20 protein-coding genes are annotated in these 18085 nt (G+C 70.8%); 8 read left to right on the top strand and 12 right to left on the bottom strand.

The annotated features are described in order from the left end of the window. Nucleotides 1–179 precede the first annotated feature (179 nt). The 3 genes from OHS58_RS18455 to OHS58_RS18445 all read left to right on the top strand — a co-directional run bounded on the left by OHS58_RS18455 (nt 180) and on the right by OHS58_RS18445 (nt 2276). Complete coding sequence (locus OHS58_RS18455; RefSeq protein ID WP_328649175.1) at nt 180–971, top strand: hypothetical protein; 792 nt, start codon at nt 180–182, stop codon at nt 969–971. Then, entirely contained in the window at nt 968–1789 is an 822-nt protein-coding gene (locus tag OHS58_RS18450; RefSeq protein WP_328649174.1) for a hypothetical protein, read from the top strand. The genes OHS58_RS18455 and OHS58_RS18450 overlap by 4 nt, the downstream gene beginning before the upstream one ends. Before the next feature lie 286 nt (nt 1790–2075). Then, a complete protein-coding gene (locus OHS58_RS18445) occupies nt 2076–2276 on the top strand; it encodes a hypothetical protein (protein ID WP_328649173.1) in 201 nt (66 codons plus the stop codon). A 505-nt stretch (nt 2277–2781) separates the two neighbouring features. Here the strand turns inward: OHS58_RS18445 and OHS58_RS18440 are convergent. Continuing rightward, nucleotides 2782–3306 (bottom strand): hypothetical protein, encoded by a 525-nt coding sequence (locus tag OHS58_RS18440; RefSeq protein ID WP_328649172.1) that lies wholly within the window; start codon nt 3304–3306, stop codon nt 2782–2784. A 304-nt stretch (nt 3307–3610) separates the two neighbouring features. Here OHS58_RS18440 and OHS58_RS18435 point away from each other — a divergent pair, with 304 nt between their 5' ends. Further along, nucleotides 3611–7003 carry an nSTAND1 domain-containing NTPase gene (locus OHS58_RS18435; RefSeq protein ID WP_328649171.1) on the top strand — a complete coding sequence of 1131 codons (3393 nt, stop codon included), beginning with the start codon at nt 3611–3613 and terminating at the stop codon, nt 7001–7003. Next, complete coding sequence (locus OHS58_RS18430; RefSeq protein ID WP_328649170.1) at nt 7000–7155, top strand: hypothetical protein; 156 nt, start codon at nt 7000–7002, stop codon at nt 7153–7155. Before OHS58_RS18435 ends, OHS58_RS18430 begins: the two co-directional genes overlap by 4 nt. Nucleotides 7156–7443: 288 nt before the next feature. On the opposite strand, the gene OHS58_RS18425 is transcribed toward OHS58_RS18430, so the two are convergent. The 3 genes from OHS58_RS18425 to OHS58_RS18415 form a co-directional block, all read right to left on the bottom strand. Continuing rightward, on the bottom strand, nt 7444–7941 hold the full coding sequence (locus OHS58_RS18425; protein ID WP_328649169.1) for an N-acetyltransferase: 498 nt from the start codon (nt 7939–7941) through the stop codon (nt 7444–7446). A gap of 116 nt (nt 7942–8057) precedes the next feature. Then, complete coding sequence (locus OHS58_RS18420) at nt 8058–8708, bottom strand: response regulator transcription factor (RefSeq protein ID WP_326954135.1); 651 nt, start codon at nt 8706–8708, stop codon at nt 8058–8060. Next, nucleotides 8696–9940: a sensor histidine kinase gene (locus OHS58_RS18415; RefSeq protein WP_328649168.1), complete on the bottom strand. Its 1245-nt coding sequence runs from the start codon at nt 9938–9940 to the stop codon at nt 8696–8698. Before OHS58_RS18415 ends, OHS58_RS18420 begins: the two co-directional genes overlap by 13 nt. 396 nt (nt 9941–10336) lie before the next feature. Between OHS58_RS18415 and OHS58_RS18410 the strand changes: the two genes are divergently transcribed. Further along, on the top strand, nt 10337–10759 hold the full coding sequence (locus OHS58_RS18410; RefSeq protein WP_328649167.1) for a hypothetical protein: 423 nt from the start codon (nt 10337–10339) through the stop codon (nt 10757–10759). A 438-nt stretch (nt 10760–11197) separates the two neighbouring features. On the opposite strand, the gene uppS is transcribed toward OHS58_RS18410, so the two are convergent. The 7 genes from uppS to OHS58_RS18375 are packed head-to-tail and all read right to left on the bottom strand — an operon-like array spanning nt 11198 to nt 16119. Further along, nucleotides 11198–11974 (bottom strand): polyprenyl diphosphate synthase, encoded by a 777-nt coding sequence (gene uppS / locus OHS58_RS18405; RefSeq protein WP_328649166.1) that lies wholly within the window; start codon nt 11972–11974, stop codon nt 11198–11200. A gap of 12 nt (nt 11975–11986) precedes the next feature. Beyond that, the gene (locus OHS58_RS18400) at nt 11987–12709 is read right to left on the bottom strand and encodes a hypothetical protein (protein ID WP_328649165.1); all 723 of its coding nucleotides are present in this window, start codon (nt 12707–12709) and stop codon (nt 11987–11989) included. Next, nucleotides 12706–13002 (bottom strand): PadR family transcriptional regulator, encoded by a 297-nt coding sequence (locus tag OHS58_RS18395; RefSeq protein ID WP_328649164.1) that lies wholly within the window; start codon nt 13000–13002, stop codon nt 12706–12708. The genes OHS58_RS18400 and OHS58_RS18395 overlap by 4 nt, the downstream gene beginning before the upstream one ends. Before the next feature lie 52 nt (nt 13003–13054). Next, nucleotides 13055–13975, bottom strand: a complete 921-nt coding sequence (locus OHS58_RS18390) for a M56 family metallopeptidase (RefSeq protein ID WP_328649163.1) — start codon at nt 13973–13975, stop codon at nt 13055–13057. 3 nt (nt 13976–13978) lie between these two features. Beyond that, nucleotides 13979–14362, bottom strand: a complete 384-nt coding sequence (locus tag OHS58_RS18385; protein WP_328649162.1) for a BlaI/MecI/CopY family transcriptional regulator — start codon at nt 14360–14362, stop codon at nt 13979–13981. 9 nt (nt 14363–14371) lie between these two features. After that, nucleotides 14372–15076, bottom strand: a complete 705-nt coding sequence (locus OHS58_RS18380) for a polysaccharide deacetylase family protein (protein ID WP_328649161.1) — start codon at nt 15074–15076, stop codon at nt 14372–14374. Next, nucleotides 15073–16119, bottom strand: a complete 1047-nt coding sequence (locus OHS58_RS18375; protein WP_328649160.1) for a hypothetical protein — start codon at nt 16117–16119, stop codon at nt 15073–15075. Before OHS58_RS18375 ends, OHS58_RS18380 begins: the two co-directional genes overlap by 4 nt. A 135-nt stretch (nt 16120–16254) precedes the next feature. Here OHS58_RS18375 and OHS58_RS18370 point away from each other — a divergent pair, with 135 nt between their 5' ends. After that, complete coding sequence (locus tag OHS58_RS18370; RefSeq protein WP_328649159.1) at nt 16255–16869, top strand: phosphatase PAP2 family protein; 615 nt, start codon at nt 16255–16257, stop codon at nt 16867–16869. A 101-nt stretch (nt 16870–16970) separates the two neighbouring features. Next, on the top strand, nt 16971–17600 hold the full coding sequence (locus tag OHS58_RS18365; RefSeq protein WP_328649158.1) for a transglycosylase SLT domain-containing protein: 630 nt from the start codon (nt 16971–16973) through the stop codon (nt 17598–17600). A 1-nt stretch (nt 17601) separates the two neighbouring features. Here OHS58_RS18365 and OHS58_RS18360 read toward each other — a convergent pair whose 3' ends face one another. Further along, nucleotides 17602–17988, bottom strand: coding sequence for a phosphatase PAP2 family protein (locus OHS58_RS18360; RefSeq protein ID WP_328649157.1), 387 nt, complete (start codon nt 17986–17988; stop codon nt 17602–17604). Between the last annotated feature and the right edge of the window lie 97 nt (nt 17989–18085).

The raw sequence follows: 18085 nt of genomic DNA, 5'->3' as shown, positions 1-18085 counted from the left end.
ACCCTGCGCAACTCCCACCCCGACCGGGAACGGCTTGAGCTGGCGGGCCCTATCGACCTCAACCTGCAGATCCGACGGCGAGCCCTGAAACGCCTGGGCGCCACGAGGGCCCGATAACCTAGGTTCGCGCCAACCTTTCGGTGCGTTCGTGCGTGTACTCCTCGAGGCGAGGGGGAGACGTGGAAGGACCGACGAAGGCCGAGGTCAGAGCGGCCAGGAAGTGGCTGGCTAAGCGCGGCGTCACAGTGGCCGAGCCGAGGACGCTGCTGGCGCTGCGGCTGGGCGCCCGCCGCGGCGCGCGGCCGCCGGGGTACTGGGCGTGGGCGGTCGTGCTGATCGTGCTGGTGGTGCTCGCGGGCATTGCCCTGCAGTTCCTGGCGCTCTGGCTCCACACGCCCCTGGGCAGTGTGCTCTTCGTGGGCAACGCCAGCGGGTTGCTGCTCGTCCGGAGCTCAGTACAGCGGGCCGACCGCCGGGCCGCGGCCTGGCTGGGCGACCGGCGCCTGGACGTGCCACGGCCGTCGTGGCGGAAGTCGCTGGGCGGCTGGTACCTGGCGTCGTTGGTGATCACGTTCGGCGGAGGCGCTCTCCTGGCCGTCGTGATGTGCGTGACGACGTCGCAGTGGGTCTGGGCGGTGGGCTGGCTCGCCCTGCTCACATTCGGGGCGGCGGTGGTGGCGGTGGTCCTCATCGGCGTGCTCCGGCGACCGGTCATCGCCGAGGACGAGACGTCGCTTGTGATCGACGGCGTGGTGCGGGCCGAAGACCCGTTGCTCGCCATGCCCGCGCTGTTCTCGCTCCCGGTGCTCTTCGACGTCCTGACGTCGGGCTCGCAGCCGCACGAGTTCACACCGTGGCTCGTCGGCTACGTCATCCTCGCCTACGCGACCATGCTCATCGGCCTCTACACGCAATACCGGCGCCGGAAGCTCCCGGCGGGCGACTACGGCACCTTGGCGGTGGCCAGATGATCATGGTGACCGCCGCGGAGCAGGACGTGGCCCGGCGGTGGCTGGCCAGGCGCGGACAACCGGTCGGTCGGCCGACACCGCTGGTGACGGCACTGATCGCGACGCGACTGCCGTTTCAAGGCCGTCGTTTCTGGCGCTTCATCGTCTACGCGGTGGTCGCCGCGGCCGCGGCGAGGGTGTATTCGCTGCCGTTCGAGCCCTGGATGACCGGGATCTTCCAGGGCTACTTCGTCTACTTCGCGCTCGGACTCTCGTTCAGCGACGGCATTCGCCTGCGGGAGCGGGAGCTGCGGGAGGAGGTGCCGTCGACGCACGCGCCGGATCCATGGTGGCGAGTGCTGGGCGGCTGGTACATCGCGGCTCTCGTGCTCGCTTTCGCCGGCGGGGCCGGGCTCGCCGGTGCCATCTACTTCACGACGTCGGCCCGGACGTACGCGGTGAGCTGGCTGGTTCTTCTCGTCCTGAGCGCGCTTTACGTCGGTTGGGTGCTGGCCGGTGTGCTCCGCCGGCCGCTGGTCGCCGAAGACGCCACGTCCCTGGCCGTCGCCCGGGCGATGCGGACGGAGCACCTCGTCGTCGGAACGCCGGTGCTGGCGGTCTTCCCGCTGGTATCGGATCTGCTGCTGGGGAACCGCCGGCCGCCGGCGTTCACGCCTTGGGTGGCCGGCTACGTCGTGGCGGTCGTGATCCTCCAGGTGGTCAGCTGCTTCGTGAACTTGCGCCGGCACCGCACTCTGCCACCGGGCCACTACGGCACACCGCCGGTCCAGGACCCGGGCACTCCGGTCGACTGGTCACCGCCGAGGGAGGCCCGATGATCGACGTGACGTCGGCGGAGGAAGGGCCGCGCTGAGGTGGCCGGCGCGGCGTGGTCCGCGAGTTAGGGCGGCCACGCCGCAGCTGATCGCCGTGAGACGGCCGATGTTTAACTGCGGTTTGGGTGCTATGGCGCCGAGACATGGGACGAGGTCTCCATCGGCGAGCGAGGTCGGCTTCGGCGTGCACCAAGAGCGCCAGCACCCCGTTGGCCGGGTGCGGCACGAACGCGAGTACATCACCGCGAGTTCGACCGCGAAGACTGCGGTTCGCAACGTCGTGGCGTGAGTGCCGGTGCTGGAGGGGACGGTGGTCTCTTCGCTGGCGACGAAGGGCGCCGCCCCGTTGGGTTCCGACCTGAGTCAGCCGTGTTCGGCGGAACGTTGGCGCGGCGATATCATCGCCTCGTCGTTGGTGATTGCCGTAGCCGGTTACGACCAGTCTGTGCAGCCGGTGTTGCAGCCGCGGGTGACGAAGCTCTTGACGTGAGTGAAGCTCCCGCTGGTGGTGAACAGGGTGGCGATCGGGCCGTCGAGTCGTGCCTGAGCGAACGCTTCGCCGGATTGCGCGGTGATCCTCCACGTACCGTTGTAAGCACCCCTGCCGTCGGATGTCCACGTCCGGCACACGGTGATCGATCCGCCTCCCGGCGGATTGTGGGTGCGGCACGCGCTCCCTGCCGGCGTCTGAACAGAGTTCCCTGTTGCCGACGCGGCAGTGGTTGTGCCGGCCAAGGTTATGGCCAACCCGACGACGGCGCCGACGACTGCCGTCCCCTTGGCCACGCGCATACTTGCCGAGACGGCACCGGTCGATCCGGTCGTTTACCGAGGTGGTCCCGAAGGGCAACCGGAGCCCCCTCGACTCCGGTTGCCCTTCTCGGTAGCGCTGATGGGTTGTCCGGGACCCGGCCGGTTCCGTTCTCGTAGGATTTGCCGCTGACCTGCGGAGAGTTGCTGGGGCTGGTTGCGCCAGTCCAGCCCGGCTCGGGCGGTTACGTGACGGCGAGCGACCGTGCCCGGTTGTTCCAGTTCCCGCTGGCGAAGCAGGTCCTCATGTCAGGACAGTTGACGCCCTTGGTGACGTGATTGCCGTGGAACCCGGTCTGGTCGTAGAAGGTGACCAGGCACGTTGAACCGGGCAGGATCACGAACGAGCTGATGTCCTTGTCCACGGTGGCGCCGGTGTCGAAGTAGTCGTTGCTCAGGTCGCCGTCGGACGCCTCGTTGGGGGTGAGGCTGTTGTCGCAGTAGGCCCGGCCGTAGGCGCTGTAGTAGTTCTTGTACCCACCGGTGTAGTTGACATCGTCGAACACGGTGAGCAGCGGATCGATAGCGGCGGCCGCTTGGTGGGACTCCAGCGCCTGCTCGGAGGCGAAGCACGTCGCCGGCCCGCCCTCCAGGGCTTGGAGACAGTAGTCCCCCTGTGGAGCCGACTGTGCGCTGGCCGGGGTCACGCTCGCCAGCGTGAAACTGACGACCAGGGCGACGATCGCGCCGGCGAAACGCTTCAGTCGCATCGCTCGGACATTGCTTCTCAAAGAATTCTCCTCGGAAGTGGGCGTTTCTGACTCTGCTGCTGCAGCAATTCGCGGATCACTGTGATCCGGAAGCGAGTCAACCGGCCAAATGGTTGATAAGCAATGGTCAGCGCGGTGCTTATCAATTCTTGCGCGCCGATCGTGCCTCTGCGAGGCTGGTCGCGGAGGGGGAGACATGGGACGCCGGGAAAGAAAGCTGGACGCCGACGCGGGTCCGACGCAAAAGTTCGCCGGTGAGTTGCGAGAACTGCGGCAGCGCGCCGGTAGTCCGACGTACCGGGCAATGGCTGCCCATTCGGGCTATTCCGCGCCCGCGCTGTCGCAGGCCGCCGCCGGGGTGCGGCTGCCGTCTCTTGCGGTGACGCTGGCCTACGTCGCCGCGTGTGGTGAGGACGTCCACGAGTGGGAGGCGCGTTGGCGGGAGGCGGCGCGTGATGCGGCCGCCCAGCCCGTCGATGACGGTGCCGAGGAGCCGCCGTACCTCGGGCTGGCCCGGTTCGAAACCGAGGACCACGACCGGTTCTTCGGGCGGGACCGCCTCATTGGCGAGCTGGCGGACCTGCTGGGCGACAGCCGCATCGTGGCTCTCGTCGGCGCGTCCGGAAGCGGGAAGTCGTCGGTGCTGCGGGCCGGTCTGCTGCCCCGGCTGCACAACGAAGACCCGCCGCGGTTCGGCGAGATCCGGATGATCACCCCCGGCCCGCACCCGATGGCCGAGCTCGCCCGGATCCCTGCACCGGCGTGTGGTGCCTTGCTGGTCGTGGACCAGTTCGAGGAGGTGTTCACCCTCTGCACGGATCCGGCGGAGCGCAGCGCTTTCCTCGGTGCGCTGCCGGCCATGGCCGCCCGGACGAAGCACCCGCTGCGGGTCGTCATCGCGATCCGGGCCGACTTCTACGGGCGCTGCGCGGAAGACCGGGCCTTGGCCGAAGCGGTGAGCCGGGCGCACATCCTGGTCGGCCCGCTCGCCGCGGACGAACTGCGGGAGGTGATCGTGAAACCTGCGGCGGTGGCGGGGCTGGTCGTCGAGCGCGCGTTGACCACGCGATTGATCGAGGAGGTCGTGCACCGGCCGGGCGGTCTGCCGCTGCTGTCGCACGTGCTGCTCGAAACCTGGCGTCGCCGACGTGGCCGCACGCTGTCCCTCGAGGGGTACGCCGCCTCGGGCGGGCTGCACGGCGCGATGGCGCAGACCGCCGACAGCGTCCACGAGAGCTTCACCGCGCAGCAGCAGGTGCTCGCGCAGCGGATCCTGCTGCGCCTCGTCGCGCCGGACGACGGTACCCGGCGGCCCGCCGACCGCGCCGAGCTCGTCACCACGCCGCTGCCGCACGACGACACCGAAGTCGTCCTCGCGAGGCTGGTCGCGGCGCGGTTGATCACGCTCGACGGCGACACGGCCGAACTGGCCCACGAAGCGCTGATCACCTCGTGGCCGCGGCTGGCGGACTGGATCGAAGAGAACCGTGAGTGGCTGCGTGTCCACCGCGAGCTGACCGGAGCCGCCCGCCGCTGGGAAGAACTGGACCACGACCACGGCGCGCTGTACCGCGGTGCCCGGCTGACGGTCGCTCGCGAGTGGACCGAGCACGGTGGCCGGGCCGCGGATCTCAACCCGGTCGAGCGCGCGTTCGTCGACGCCAGCGTCGAGGCGACCGACCGCGAGCGCACGGCTTCGGTGCGCAGCCAGCGCCGCATCCGGTACCTCGCGATCGGGTTGGCGGTGGCGTTGTTCGCGGCCGTCGGGGTCGGGGTGACGGCGATCGGCCAGTACCAGGAAGCCGTGGCCGCCGGCAAGGTCTCGCTCTCCCGCCAGCTGGCCGCGGAAGCGCTCGGGCTGGCGGACTCCCGGCCCGGCACGGCGATGCTGCTCGGTGTGGAGGCGTTCCGCGCCGCGCCGACCCCCGAGGCCCGCGGCGCGCTGCTCAGCGTGGCGAATCGCCAGGCTTACCAGGCGGAGTTCACCGGGCACAGCGACGCGATCAGCAAGGTCGCCTTCAGCCCGGCCGATGACACGATCGCCACCGTGAGCAAGGACCGGACGCTCGTGCTGTGGGACCGCGTGCACCACACCCGCCGCGCCGTGTACCGCGACCACGCGGCCTGGCTGCGTGCCGTCGCCTTCAGCGGAGACGGCAAGACCCTGGCCACCGGAGGCGATGACGGGAAAGTGATGCTCTGGGACGTCGGGCTGGGCAGGCCGGTCGCCACGCTGACTGGGCACGCGAAGCGGGTCGACGACATCGCCTTCGGGCCCGACGGGCACACCGTCGCCTCGGCGGGTGCGGACGGCACCGTCATCGTCTGGGACCTGGACCGCCGCACTGAGCGCTTCCGGCTGATCGGGCACACCGGCGCGGTACAGGCGGTCGCATTCAGCCCCGACGGGCGAACTCTCGCCACCGGGGGTGCCGACGGCACGATCGGCCTCTGGTCGGCCGGCAACGGAGCGAGGACAGCCGTCCTGACCGGGCACACCCGTTCGGTCGATGATGTCGCGTTCAGCCCTGACGGCCGGACGCTCGCGTCGGCCAGCCCGGACCTGAGCGTCCGGCTGTGGGACGTGACCAGGCATGCCGCGCCGGCCACGTTGAGCGGGCACACCGGTGAAGTCCGGACGGTCGCCTTCAGCCCGGACGGGACCACACTCGCTTCCGCCGGGCACGATTACCAGGTCATCCTGTGGGACGTGCGGACGCGGCAGGCGCGTGCCCACCTGACCGGGCACACCGACAACATCTATTCGGTCGCCTTCCACCCGCGGCTTCCGCTGCTGGCCTCCGCCGACGAGGACGGGCGGATGATCCTCTGGGACACCACGCGCGTACCGCCGGCCGGTGACACGGGCCCGGTCAACGCGGTTGCCTACAGCCCGGACGGGAAGACCCTGGCCACCGGCGGAGAGGACCGGAGCGTCCGGTTGCAGACCCCGCACCGCGGTGCCGGGACTGCCGTCATCACCGGGCTGAGGGGGCCGGTCAACGCTGTCGCTTACAGCCCGGACGGGCGGACCATGGTGATCGGCGGGGGCACGGCCGTGCAGAGCACGGGCCGCCTCGACGAGATGCTGACGGTCTGGGACGTCACGAACCGGCTGGCGCCGGTGCAGATCGGGGAGCTGCGCGGACACACCGACCGGATCAAGACCGTGGCCTTCAGCCCCGACGGGCAGTTGCTGGCCAGCGCGGGCAGCGACGAATCCGTGAAGGTGTGGGACCTCCGGCGCCGGGCGGAGGTGCTCAGCCTCGACGCGGGCGGCACGCTCAACACCGTCGCGTTCAGCCCGGACGGCCGGACGCTGATGTCGCTCTCCGGCAACAACCGGACCGCGACGCTGTGGAGCGTCCCCGACGGCGCCCGGGTGGCGACGCTGACCCACGACGGAGTGGTCAGCAAGGCCGCGTTCAGCCCCGACGGCCGGACGCTCGCCGTGACGTCCATCGACCGCACCCTGACCCTGTGGGACGTGCCGAGCCGGACGCGCACCGCGACGCTGAGGCACAGCGAAACGCTGACAGGCGTCGCCTACAGCCACGACGGGAGGATGCTCGCGACGGGCGATGCCAAGGGGACGACTGTTCTGTGGGACGTGGCCACGCGCACGAGGCTGGCCACGCTCACCGGGCACCACGGGGCGATCACTTCGGTCGCGTTCAGCCCGATGATCGTGAGGTGACCAGCAGCAGCCTGACCGGCGAGGTCATCACCTGGACCACTGATCCGGAGGAGGCGATCGCTCAGATCTGCGGTGCGTTGAAGCGCAACCTGACTACGGAGGAGCTGGCGCAGTTCTTCACTCGGGCGCCGGATCACGAGACGTGCGGGTAATGGCCGAGTACGGCCCCCTGCTACCCACGCGACCGAGTCGGCGACAGGAAACCGTTCCCAAGCTGCCGGTGATCGCGACGTGGATACGTGTTCGAACACGCGCCTGAGGGCTTGTCGCCATCGCCGCTTACGCCCGTGGTGTCGAGCGACAGCCTAGTTGACCAATGCGACACGCAACTTGACCACGCTTGGCCCTTACGTCAGGGATTCCGGCCCTAGCTCGACTCCGCCACACAAACGATGAGAGGAACTTCAAAGGGACATGATCCAGCTATCGCTTCGGACGTGTCATGAGACGGGCGGCAGCGCGAGCCAATCCCGCCAGGCAATGTCGCGACCCAGAAAGCGGGGCCGGCGGAAGGGCCAGTCGGCGGCGATCCACTGCGGCACCAGCGCGTCGAGCGCACGCTCCACGTCGCTGCCGGCGAGGTCGTCCACCACCCACCACGCCACCTCGCCGTCGGAACCGGTGCGCTCGGGCGGGTCGATGTACACGCAGCCGAGGATCGCGGTCTCCTCTTCGTCCAGCAGTGCGTAGTTGAACGACTGATGAGCGGCTATCTCCTTCTCGTGCCGCAACAGGTCGAGGCGGTCCTCCTCGTACGTCATCGTCTCCCTGGGCCAAGACCAGGCCGGGCCGAAGATTCCCCACAAGCGCTCCCGGGAGCCCATCACGGCAGGGTAATCGAGAGCGGTGTCCGTCTCCCGGATCGGCCGCAGGTGAAGCCCGGTGTCGAGCACGGGCGTGTAGACGGGGTGGACGAAATCGTCAGGCAGCCAGCTCATAGCAGCCGACGCTACACACCTGGCCACCGTGGCATCCGCGCGATCATCCTTCAACGGGCCGATCAGATCTTGCCCGAGGCATCATCAGCCGTAGATCGTGATCACGGATGGGAAGGTCAGGCTCGGGACGCTCCGAGGAACCGCAGCACGGCCAGGACGCGGCGGTGGTCCGCGTCGACCACGGGCAGGTCAAGCTTGGCGAAGATGTTGTTGATGTGCTTCGCCACGGCGCTCTCGCTGACCACCAGCGCCTGCGCGATGCCGGCATTGGAGCGCCCTTCGGCCATCAGGCCGAGCACCTCCCGTTCGCGGGGGGTCAGCCGCGCGAGCGGGTCGCTGTCGCGCCGCAGCAGCAACTGGGCGACGACCTGCGGATCCAGGGCCGTGCCCCCGTCCGCCACGCGCCGGACCGCCGCCACGAACTCGGCGACATCGGCAACCCGCTGCTTGAGCAGGTAGCCCACACCGCTGGTGTTCGCAGACAGCAGGTCAGCCGCGTACCGCTCCTCCACGTACTGCGAAAGCAGCACCACCGGCGTCCCCGGCCAGCGCCGACGGATCTCCATCGCCGCCCGCACTCCCTCGTCGGTGAAGCCGGGCGGCATCCGGACGTCGATCAAGGCGAGTTCGGGCCGGTGCTCCGCCACTGCCGCCAACAGCCCCTCCGCGTCGCCGGCTTCCGCGGCGACCTGGAACCCGCCCATCTCCAGCACCTTGATCAGGCCTACCCGCAACAACACCGAATCCTCGGCGATCACTGCGCGCACGGCAGCTCCGCGGTGATGGTGGTGGGCCCGCCGACGGGGCTGCTGACGTGGAAGGCCCCGTCGAGGGAGCCGACCCGCTTGGCCAGCCCGGTCAGCCCCGTGCCGGCGGCGTCGGCACCGCCCAGCCCGTCGTCGGTAACGCGCACGCGCAGCACCTCGCCGACCTGACGGACCAGCACCTCCGCACGCATCGCGTTGGCGTGCTTCGTCGCATTGGTCAACGCCTCGGAGATCACGAAGTACGCGACCGACTCCACATTGGGCGCCACCCGTTCCGCCAGATCGACCCGCAACCGCACCGGCACGGGCGTGCGGGCAGCCAGCCCGGACAACGCCGCGTCCAGACCTCGGTCCTCGAGCACGGCCGGGTGCAGCCCCCGCACCAGGTCATTGAGTTCGGCGATCGCCTCCTTCGCCTCCAGGTGCGCTCTAGCGATCACCTCGCGGGCATCACTCGGCAGGTCCGGGCGGGTGGCCATGGCCAGACCCAGGTTGACCGCGAGGGACACCAGCCGCTGCTGGGTGCCGTCGTGCAGGTCGCGCTCGATCCGGCGGCGCTCCGCGTCGACGGCCTCGATCAAGTCGGTCCGGCTCACGGCCAGCTGATCGACCCGCTCCTGGAGCCGCTGCGTCCGGCTGGGCCCGAGCAGGCCCGACGCCAGCCGCGCCTCGGCCCGGGCTACTGCCCGCGCGGTCCAGGGCAGGGCGCACAGGAGGAGGAGCCCAGCCGCTGTGTAAGCCGGCAGCTGGGTCGCGTAGCCGAACCCGTCGTGGCGGATTCCGGTCGGCAGCGCCCATGACCAGGCGTAGGCGGTGACGCCCGCCAGGCACGTCACTGCTACCGCGAGCACCAGCAGTTCCAGCAGCGCGAGCAGCGGGCCCAGCAGGAGGTGGTAGCAGATCTTGCGCCAAGGCCGTGTAGCCGCGAGCCACCGGGCGGTCGAGGCCCACGTCCATTGTTCCGGCGCGGCGGGGGTGAGCCGGGGGATGTCCACCCCGATGAGCGCCCGGTGGCGAGCCCGCTGAACGGCCGTCAGCACCGGGGTGCCGAGCAGGACCAGGACGGCCGACACGGAAACCGTGAGGAGCCAGTTCCCCGTCTTGGCGGTAGTCGTCGCCGCCCAGGACCACACGGGCACCAGCGCCAGGTGCGGCAGCACACCAGCGGCAAGAAAGCCGGTGTCCCGCCGCGCCCGGAGGACCGTGCGCCTCAGTCCGGCTGGAATCGTCATGGCACGACGCTAGGGCACCGCAGGAGCACCGTGCCATGAAACCTGGACCCGATCTCATGGTGAACCTAGGTTCACCTGAACCGCGGTCAGCAGTGAAGATCACCCCGGCTGAGGCGATGTCCCTGGCGAACTCCACATCGGTCTGGTGCAGGGCGAACCCGAGAGCCGGCGATGCGTCGTTCCCGCCCGGGGTGCCGTGTCCATGATCCGACGGTAATCGAGCCGGGACCGGCACCACCATCCTGCAGCCACCCGGACCGGTGCGGTAGCAGGTACCACCACGAAGTCGGAACCAAGGGCTACTGATCTCGGCCGGTTCCGGCAGCAGAGTTCTGCCGCAGGGCTGCCCCGCACCGGCGTCGGCAGCAGCAGCACGACGTTCAGCGGAGGAATTTCATGACCGTTCAGACGATGCCCTGGCTGCCATGCACGGCGACGTCGCCGGGTGCCCGGCACAGGTGGGTGCCTGGCGTGCTGGGCGCGGTGGCGGCGGGGATGGTGCCGTGGGTGTTCGTGCTGGGCCGGACCCTGCCCGAGACGACCCAGGTGCGGCACTGGCCGGCCGTGTGGATCGGACTCGACCTGGCCATGGCGCTCGGCTGCGCGACCACGGCGCGGTGGTATCACCGGGGCGATGCCCGCGCCCGCCTGTCGGCCTCGGCGGTCGCGGCGCTCATGGGGATGGACGCCTGGTTCGACGTCCTCACCGCCCGGCCCGGCACCGGATTCACCCAGGCCCTCGTCTGCGCGGTCCCGGAACTGGCCCTGGCCGGACTGTGCACCTGGCTCGCCCTGCGTGATACAGAAAGGCTGTCATGAAACGAGAACACCCGCGACTGCGGCGGTATGCGTTTTCGCCGCAGTGATGTGTGTTCCGGGAACAGGCGAGGCCATTGTCGGCGGCGAACAGGCCGATCAGCGCTACCCGGTCGGTTCGTTGCAGTACGACAATGGAACGACCCGAACTGGCCCACGTGTGGTGTGTGGATCCACGATGCCTGGCATGCCGCGCCCAACGCGCATTGTGTGACGAACCTCGCCCGGCGTGGGGCCGAAGAGATGCCGGTCGGTTGTCAACGAGGGTGCCCTTGTCTGCGACTCCAGACTCACGTGCCCACTGCTCGATCGACCTGGACTTGGCTGAGCGCGTCCGTCAGTGCGGCGCATCCGCGGACCGGTCGTCTCGGCCCGTTCCCTTCAACGGTGGGAAGAGAATCGGGCGCGACGCGGTACCGACGAAGATAATCCGGCGCGGCGTCAGGCGCCGAACCGGCGTTGCCGGCCCGCGTAGCTGCGCAGGGCACGGAGGAAGTCGATGTCTCGGAAGGCTGGCCAGTAGGCGTCGCAGAAGTGCAGTTCCGCGTAGGCGCCTTGCCAGAGCAGGAAGTTCGACAGGCGCTGCTCGCCGCTCGTGCGGATGATCAGGTCGGGTTCCGGGTGCTCCGGCGCGTACAAGTGGGCGGCGACGTCGTCGACGGTCAGCGTTTCCGCGACCTCCGTGAGTGTGCTGCCCGAGGTGGCACGCTCGGTGAGGAGGTCGCGGAGGCCGTCGACGATCTCCTGGCGGCCGCCGTAGCCGATCGCCAGGGTGACGTGGGCGCCGGTCGGGCACTCCCTGGTGGCTTCGGCGGCGTGTTTCAGGGCGCGTGCCGTGGACGCCGGCAGCAGGTCGACGGCGCCCGCGACGTGGACTCGCCACCGGGCGCCCGGCCGGGCCAGCTGGTCGGTGGCGAGCCGTTCGACGACGTCCATGAGGAACGCCACCTCGCCGTCGGCGCGGCTGGTCAGGTTTTCCGTGGAGCACAAGAAAACCGTGACGTAGCGGATGCCGAGAGACTCGCACCAGGAGAGCACGCGTTCGGCGTGCTCGGCGCCGTACCAGTGCCCGAGGCTGGGGTTGGCCATGCCCTGTTGCCGGGCCCAGCGCCGGTTGCCGTCCATGATCAGGCCGACGTGGCCCGGCAGGGCGGTGCCGTCGAGCTGCTTGCGCAGGCGTCGCGCGTACAGGGCGTAGAGGGGCGCGGTGACGCGCATCGTCTTCACCTTTCAGGCCGCGGCGGCCGGGGGCCGGAGGAACAGTGGTGCCGCGAGCAGGCACAGACCGAGCGCGGCCGGGACGGGTGCCGGATCGGTGACCGCCGCGACCAGCTGGGTCGCACCGGTGGCCGCGGCCGCGGCGGCCAGGACCCGGACGCCGAACCGGAAGCGCCGCGGGGGCACGGCCGGGTCGGAACCTACCCCGGCGATGGTCCTGGCGACCTGGATCACGGCCCAGCCCCAAGAACCCCACCAGCACGCGAGCACGGCGAGCCGGATCGGCGGGACGAAGGAACCGCCGGTCCCGTGGACGACGGCGACGACGGCGACGCCCAGCACGGCCGGTCCGGCGAGCCGGCGCAAAAGCCGCCGCCCGATGGCCTTCAGCGTGGCCGGGGCCGGGCGCGGCACGGCGAGCAGCAGACCGGCGACCACCGCGACCGCGCAGACGTCGAGCATCCGGGGAAGCCCGCGGGTGCCCTCGACCATCAGGTGCGCGGCGAACCAGCCGATGCCCGTCACGATCACCGCCACCGCGACGACCCGGGCCTGGCGCTGGGCGGCCGAGCGTGCGGGCCAGGCGGCGGGGTGCAGCCACATGTCGGCGACGCCCGCGAGCAGGTTCGGCCACGACCGCGGGCCGCTCGTGCGGACCTCCACCGCCAGGTCCGCGCCCCAGCGATCCCGGAACGCTCGCGGATAAAGCCGGACCAGCCCCTGGGCGACGGTCATGCCGGCCGCGCGCCGAGCCGCCGGAGTCCCGCGTCGGCCACCCTGGCCATGGCCAGCAGTTCGCGCTCCAGGACGGTCCGTCCCTGGTCGGTGATGCGCACCGGACGCTGGCGGCCTTCACCTTCGAGAGCTTCGATCAGCCCCTTCGCCTCCAACCGGGCGAGGGCGCCGTAGAGGCTGCCCGGCCCCAGCCGTTCGCCGGTCAGCTCGCCGATCGCGGTGTTGACGGCGTAACCGTGCAGCGGCCCGTCGATCAGGGCGTAGAGCACGAGGATCTGGGCGTCGTTCGGCATCCACGGCACACTACTACGCGTCGAGTAGTACGCGCAACGTAGTAATGGGGGATCAGTCGGACTGGTGCCCCGTCTGCGCCGATTCAATGGTGCTGTGCAGGTCGGTGACCGAATCCAGCGCGGTCTCCGCAGACCACGCGGTGATGCCGAAGACCACCGTGGCCGCGAGCAGTGCGGCCGGGAGCCGGCGGTGCTGGGCCGTCAGCAGTGCCTTGACGCGGCGGGGGACCGGGCCGCCGGTCGCGGCCAGCGCGTACGTCGGCCGGGACCGCCCGGCCAGTGCGGCCTTGGCGACGGCGTGGGCGACCACCGTGCGGTCGCCCACGTGCTCGGCGGCGGCCTCGTCGGCCCAGCGCTCCAGAGCGAACCGGGCGGCCGCGCACAGCGGGCGCAGCAACGGGTTCAGTGTGCCGGCGAGGGTAATGGCGACGAGGAAGTGGTGGTGGCGCAGGCGGAGGTGGGCGCGTTCGTGGGCGAGCAGGGCGGTGCGTTCGGGAGGGGAGAGGGCGCTGAGCATGCCGCTGGAGATGGCGATCCGGCCGCCGCGTCCGGGTGCGGCGAACGCCACGGGCTCGGCGCCGGGCAGGATGACCACGCCCGGTTCGCGGCTGTGGTCGTCGAGTTCCCGGGTCAGGGCGCGGATCCAGCGTGTGTAGCCGATGGTGGCCCGGGCGAACGCGACGGCGAGCCCGGCGAGCAGCAGTCCGCAGGCGGCCGACACTGGCAGGTTGATCGGGTCCAGGCCGCGCAGCACGTCGGGGGACCAGTGCCCGGCCCGCGCGACCGCCGGGATGAGCGTCAGACCGGCGAAGGCCTGCAAAGCCAGGGTGATGGTGCTGCCCGCGGCCAGCACGAGGCAGCCGGCGGTCAGCAGCCAGCCGGCCTCACGGGGTGCGAGCCGGGGAGCGACGAGACGCGCCAAGGGCCACGCGGCCAAGGGCAGCAGCAGCGGGATCCAGACGTCGAGGTCCACGGCTCATCGCCCGGTGCCGGGCTTGCCCAGGAGCTTGCGCAGCTCGCGTTCGTCCGATTTGGACAAGTTCGAGACGAAGCGGGCGAGCACGCTGCGGCGGTCCGGCTCGTTGTCGAGCACCTTGGTCATCCGCCGCGCGGCCAGGCCGGGTTCGTCTTCGACGGCGTGGTAGCGGAACGACCGGCCCTGCTTTTCCCGGGCGGCGACGCCCTTGTCGTGCAGGCGGGAGAGGATCGTCACGACGGTGGTGTAGGCAAGGTCGCCTTCGAGGCGCTCCTGGACTTCCGCCGGGGCGAGGGGCCCGTCGGCTTCCCACAGGATCGCCAGGACCTCCGCCTCCAGCGCGCCCGGGGCCCGCCGTGCGCTTTCGTCCCGCTGCATCCTCATGGCCGCATTCTACAGAAGTGTCGTACTGAGCCGGCCGAGGTGGAGACCGCGGCGGCGGGAGTCGCCGATGATCGACGGGAGCGCGCCCAGGGTGGCTCGCCAGGCGCCGTTGCCGGTGGTGACGTCGCTGTCGTGCAGCAGGATCGTGCCGCGGTCGCCGAGGTTCCGCATGACCTTGCGGTGGATGGACGCCGGGGTGCAGCCTTCGGTCCAGTCGAAGCCCCACGTGCTCCACAGCACCGGGGTGAGCCCCAGCCGCCGGGCCGAGAGCAGGGACGCCCCGCTGAAGACGCCGTAGGGCGGCCGGAACCAGCGGGGCCGGACGCCGGTGAGGGTCTCGATGAGGTCGCGGGCGCCGAGCAGTTCCCGGTGGGTGCGGCCGGGGGGCTTGCGCAGCAGGCACTGGTGGTCCCAGCCGTGGACGCCGATCTCGTGCCCGGCCTCGGCGATGGCCCTGGTCAGCTTCGGGGCGCGCAGGGCCTGGGCGCCGAGCAGGAAGAACGTCGCCTTGATGCCGTGGCGATCGAGGGCGCTGAGGAACTGCGGGGTCGACGTCGGCGACGGGCCGTCGTCGAAGGTCAGGGCGACCTGCCCGGGGACGCCGATCCCGGCCAGCCGCGGCAGGAAGGTGCGCCGGGGTCCGGGAAGGAAGGCCGCGGCGGGTGCCGCGTGGGCCAATGCCACGAGTCCCGCGAGCCCGATAGCTGCTTTCATGCGCGGTCCAGGAGCTTCTCGAGCAGCGGGATCGGGGCTTCGGCCGGCTGGGCCGTGGCGGGCGGGCAGTCGTCCGATGCCAGCGCGGCGGGCAGTTCGGCGGGGTCGCGGATCCAGCGGGCGAGGCCGAGCCGGTCGAGTACAGCGGCGTTCGCGCGCCCGTGGCCCGGCAGGCAGCGGTAGGTCAGCACGGGTAACCGAGCCGCGAGGGCTTCCGAGCTGGTCAGCCCGCCGGCGTTCTGGACGACGACGTCGACGGCCCGCATCAGGCCGGGCATGTCCTCGACCCAGCCGAACGCGTGCGCGAGGCCTTCGGCTCGCAGCCGGTCGCGCAGGCCGGTGTTGCTGCCGCAGGCGACCACCGGGGTCACTATGCCGGACCGGGCGACGTCGTGGGCGGTCCGGCGGACCTGCCCGACGCCCCACGAGCCGGCGGTGACGAGTGCGAGCCGCCCTTCCGTGGGCAGTCCGAACGCCAGCCGGGCCTGCTGCCGTTCGGGTGGCGTCGCGGGCCGGAAGGCAGGCGCGACCAGCGGCGCCGCGACCGCGGCCGCACGTGCACCCAGGGTGCGGGCCTGCTGCCGGGCGAGGTGGTTCGGCGCGATGTGGAGGTCGGCGGCGCCGGAGACGCAGATGCGGTGCACGGCGGGGTCGGTCAGGTACACCGCGAGCGGGGCGGTCAGCTCGCCGCGTCCGCGCAGGTGCGCCAGCGCGTGGGACGCGAGCGGGTAGGTGGAGACGGCCAGTTCCGTCCGGTCGCCGAGCGCCTCGCGCAGTCCGCCGCAGGCGAGCGTGGCGGCGCGGCTCGCCAGCCCGGCGGCGCGGGGGCCGTTCAGGGCACGCAGCGTCCAGTCCCAGCTGCGTGGGGCCGTCTGCAGCTGGCGCCGGTACAGCCGGCACAGCCGGCCGCCCAGCGCGGGTGGCAGGAGGTCCAGGAAGTCGAGGACCTCGACCTCGTGGGCGCTCAGCCGGTCCGCCAGGGCGTACGCGGCCCGGTCGTGCCCGGCGCCGAACCGGGCCGAAACGATCACGATGCGCGCCATGCCTCCTCCTTCGACTCGATGTCGAAGTTCTACATGCATGTAGATTAACGGGTGGCAAGAAGAGGCGGCGACTGCATCTACACTGAAGTAGAATTTCTAGAAGACTGTAGATGTACGGCGGAAGGGGACACTCGCGTGGACGGCGGGGCAATCGATGGCAACTGGTACCTCGCGGTGCTGGGGTTCGCCCGGGAAACCCCGTGGTTGCAGGGGTTCATGGCGCTCTTCACCAACGTGGGCCTGGTCCTGCTCGCACTCCTCGCCGTGGTGACGTGGTGGCGGATGCGTCCCCTCGACGCGGCTCGCATGGCCGCCGCGCTGTGGGTGCCGCTCGCCGTCGCGCTGGCCTACGGCCTGAGCAACCTCGTGAAGGTCCTCGTCCAGGAGCCGCGGCCGTGCATCCGGTACCCGGCGGTGCCGACGGTGGCGACCTGCGACTACGTCACCGACTACTCGTTCCCCAGCAACCACGTCACGCTCGCCGTCGCCGCGGCCGTCGCCCTGCTGTTCGCCGCGCGCCGCACCGGCCTGGTCGCGCTCGGGCTGGCCCTGCTGGTCGCGTTTTCGCGCATGTACCTGGGTGCGCACTACCCGCACGACGTGTTCGCCGGAGCTGTTCTCGGTGCGCTGGTCGCGTGCCTGGGCCTGCCGCTGTGGCGCCCGATGAAGGCCCTCGTGGACTACTTGCGGGACGGAGCCCTGCGGCCGCTGACCGGGACCGGCGAACGAACCACGGTCGCGGCCCGCTGATGTGAGTCCTTTATGGACATTAATGAGGGCGTCGTGCGGAGCCGACGCGCTCGACCGGCCGCACGCCGTACAGTGGCGTTCACCCGACGAAGGCAGGACTCATGCGGCCGTATCGTGTGCTCGCGGCCGTTTGCGCGCTGGCGCTGGCGGGCTGCTCCGCAGCTCCCGGGTCCAGCGCTCCCGCGACGTCGGCCACCCCGGTTGCGCCCGTCACGAACACATCGGCCCAGGACGCCGCGGTGAACCCCGATCCGGCGAAGTTCGCGCCGCAGGTCATCGCGCGCGCCCGCGAAGCCGGCGTCGACCCGCAGCTGGTGCTGGCCATCCTCTACAACGAGAACTACAAGCCGCACGATCCGCAGCTCGAGCGCGCCTGGCAGAACCTCAAGCCGGACGCCGCGTTCGGGGTGGCGAACATGCACCGCGCGACGTACGAGCAGACCCGCCGCGGCCGGCCGTTCGCCGGCCGCGACTGGCAGGAACTACCCGACGACCCGGACCTCGCCATTCAGGCCGAAGCCTGGTATCTACACGACCTGGCCGCTCAGCTGCCCGCGAAACACAGCGGCCAGTACACGACCGACGAACTGCTCGCGCTGGGCTACAACGCCGGACCGGGCAATATGAAAGCATTCGCGCGCGGCACGAAGCCCGGCGCGCAGGTGCAGACCTATCTGACGGACCTGCGCGCCACGTGGGCGAAAGCAGGCGCGGCGGTGGGAAAGCCCTGAATCAGGCCCGATGACTCGTCTCACGCTCGTCGAGGCGTTGCAGGACGAGCGCGCCGGACAGCCAGGTCGTGACGAACGCCAAGCTGCCCAAGACATCGGTAGGCCAGTGGACGCCGAGGTAGACGCGGGTCCACGCGATCAGCAGGGCATACGCGGCGGCGATCGGCCACACCACCCGCGCAGTGACGCGGCCGGTGAACCGGCGTACGACGAGCCAGGCGATCAGGCCCGCGGCCAGGGCGGCGTCGGAGGTGTGCCCCGACGGAAAGGACAGTCCGCCGGCCCGGACGACCCGATCCGCCGTGGGCGGACGTGGCCGCGCGACCTGAAATCCAAGTCGCCGACCAAGTGTTAGCCAAACATTAGGAACGGACAAAGCGGACATCATGCTTCGACGTCGCTGCTCGCAGCCCGGCGCCGGGTAAGCATCTGCCGGCGCCGGGCAAAGGCCCGGTTAACGGCCGTGCCCCGGCTCTGGCCGGGGG

Origin of the sequence: Amycolatopsis sp. NBC_00348, from assembly GCF_036114655.1 — a bacterium.
In the GTDB taxonomy this organism is placed as follows: domain Bacteria; phylum Actinomycetota; class Actinomycetes; order Mycobacteriales; family Pseudonocardiaceae; genus Amycolatopsis.
This window is presented reverse-complemented; position numbering and strand designations above follow the sequence as displayed.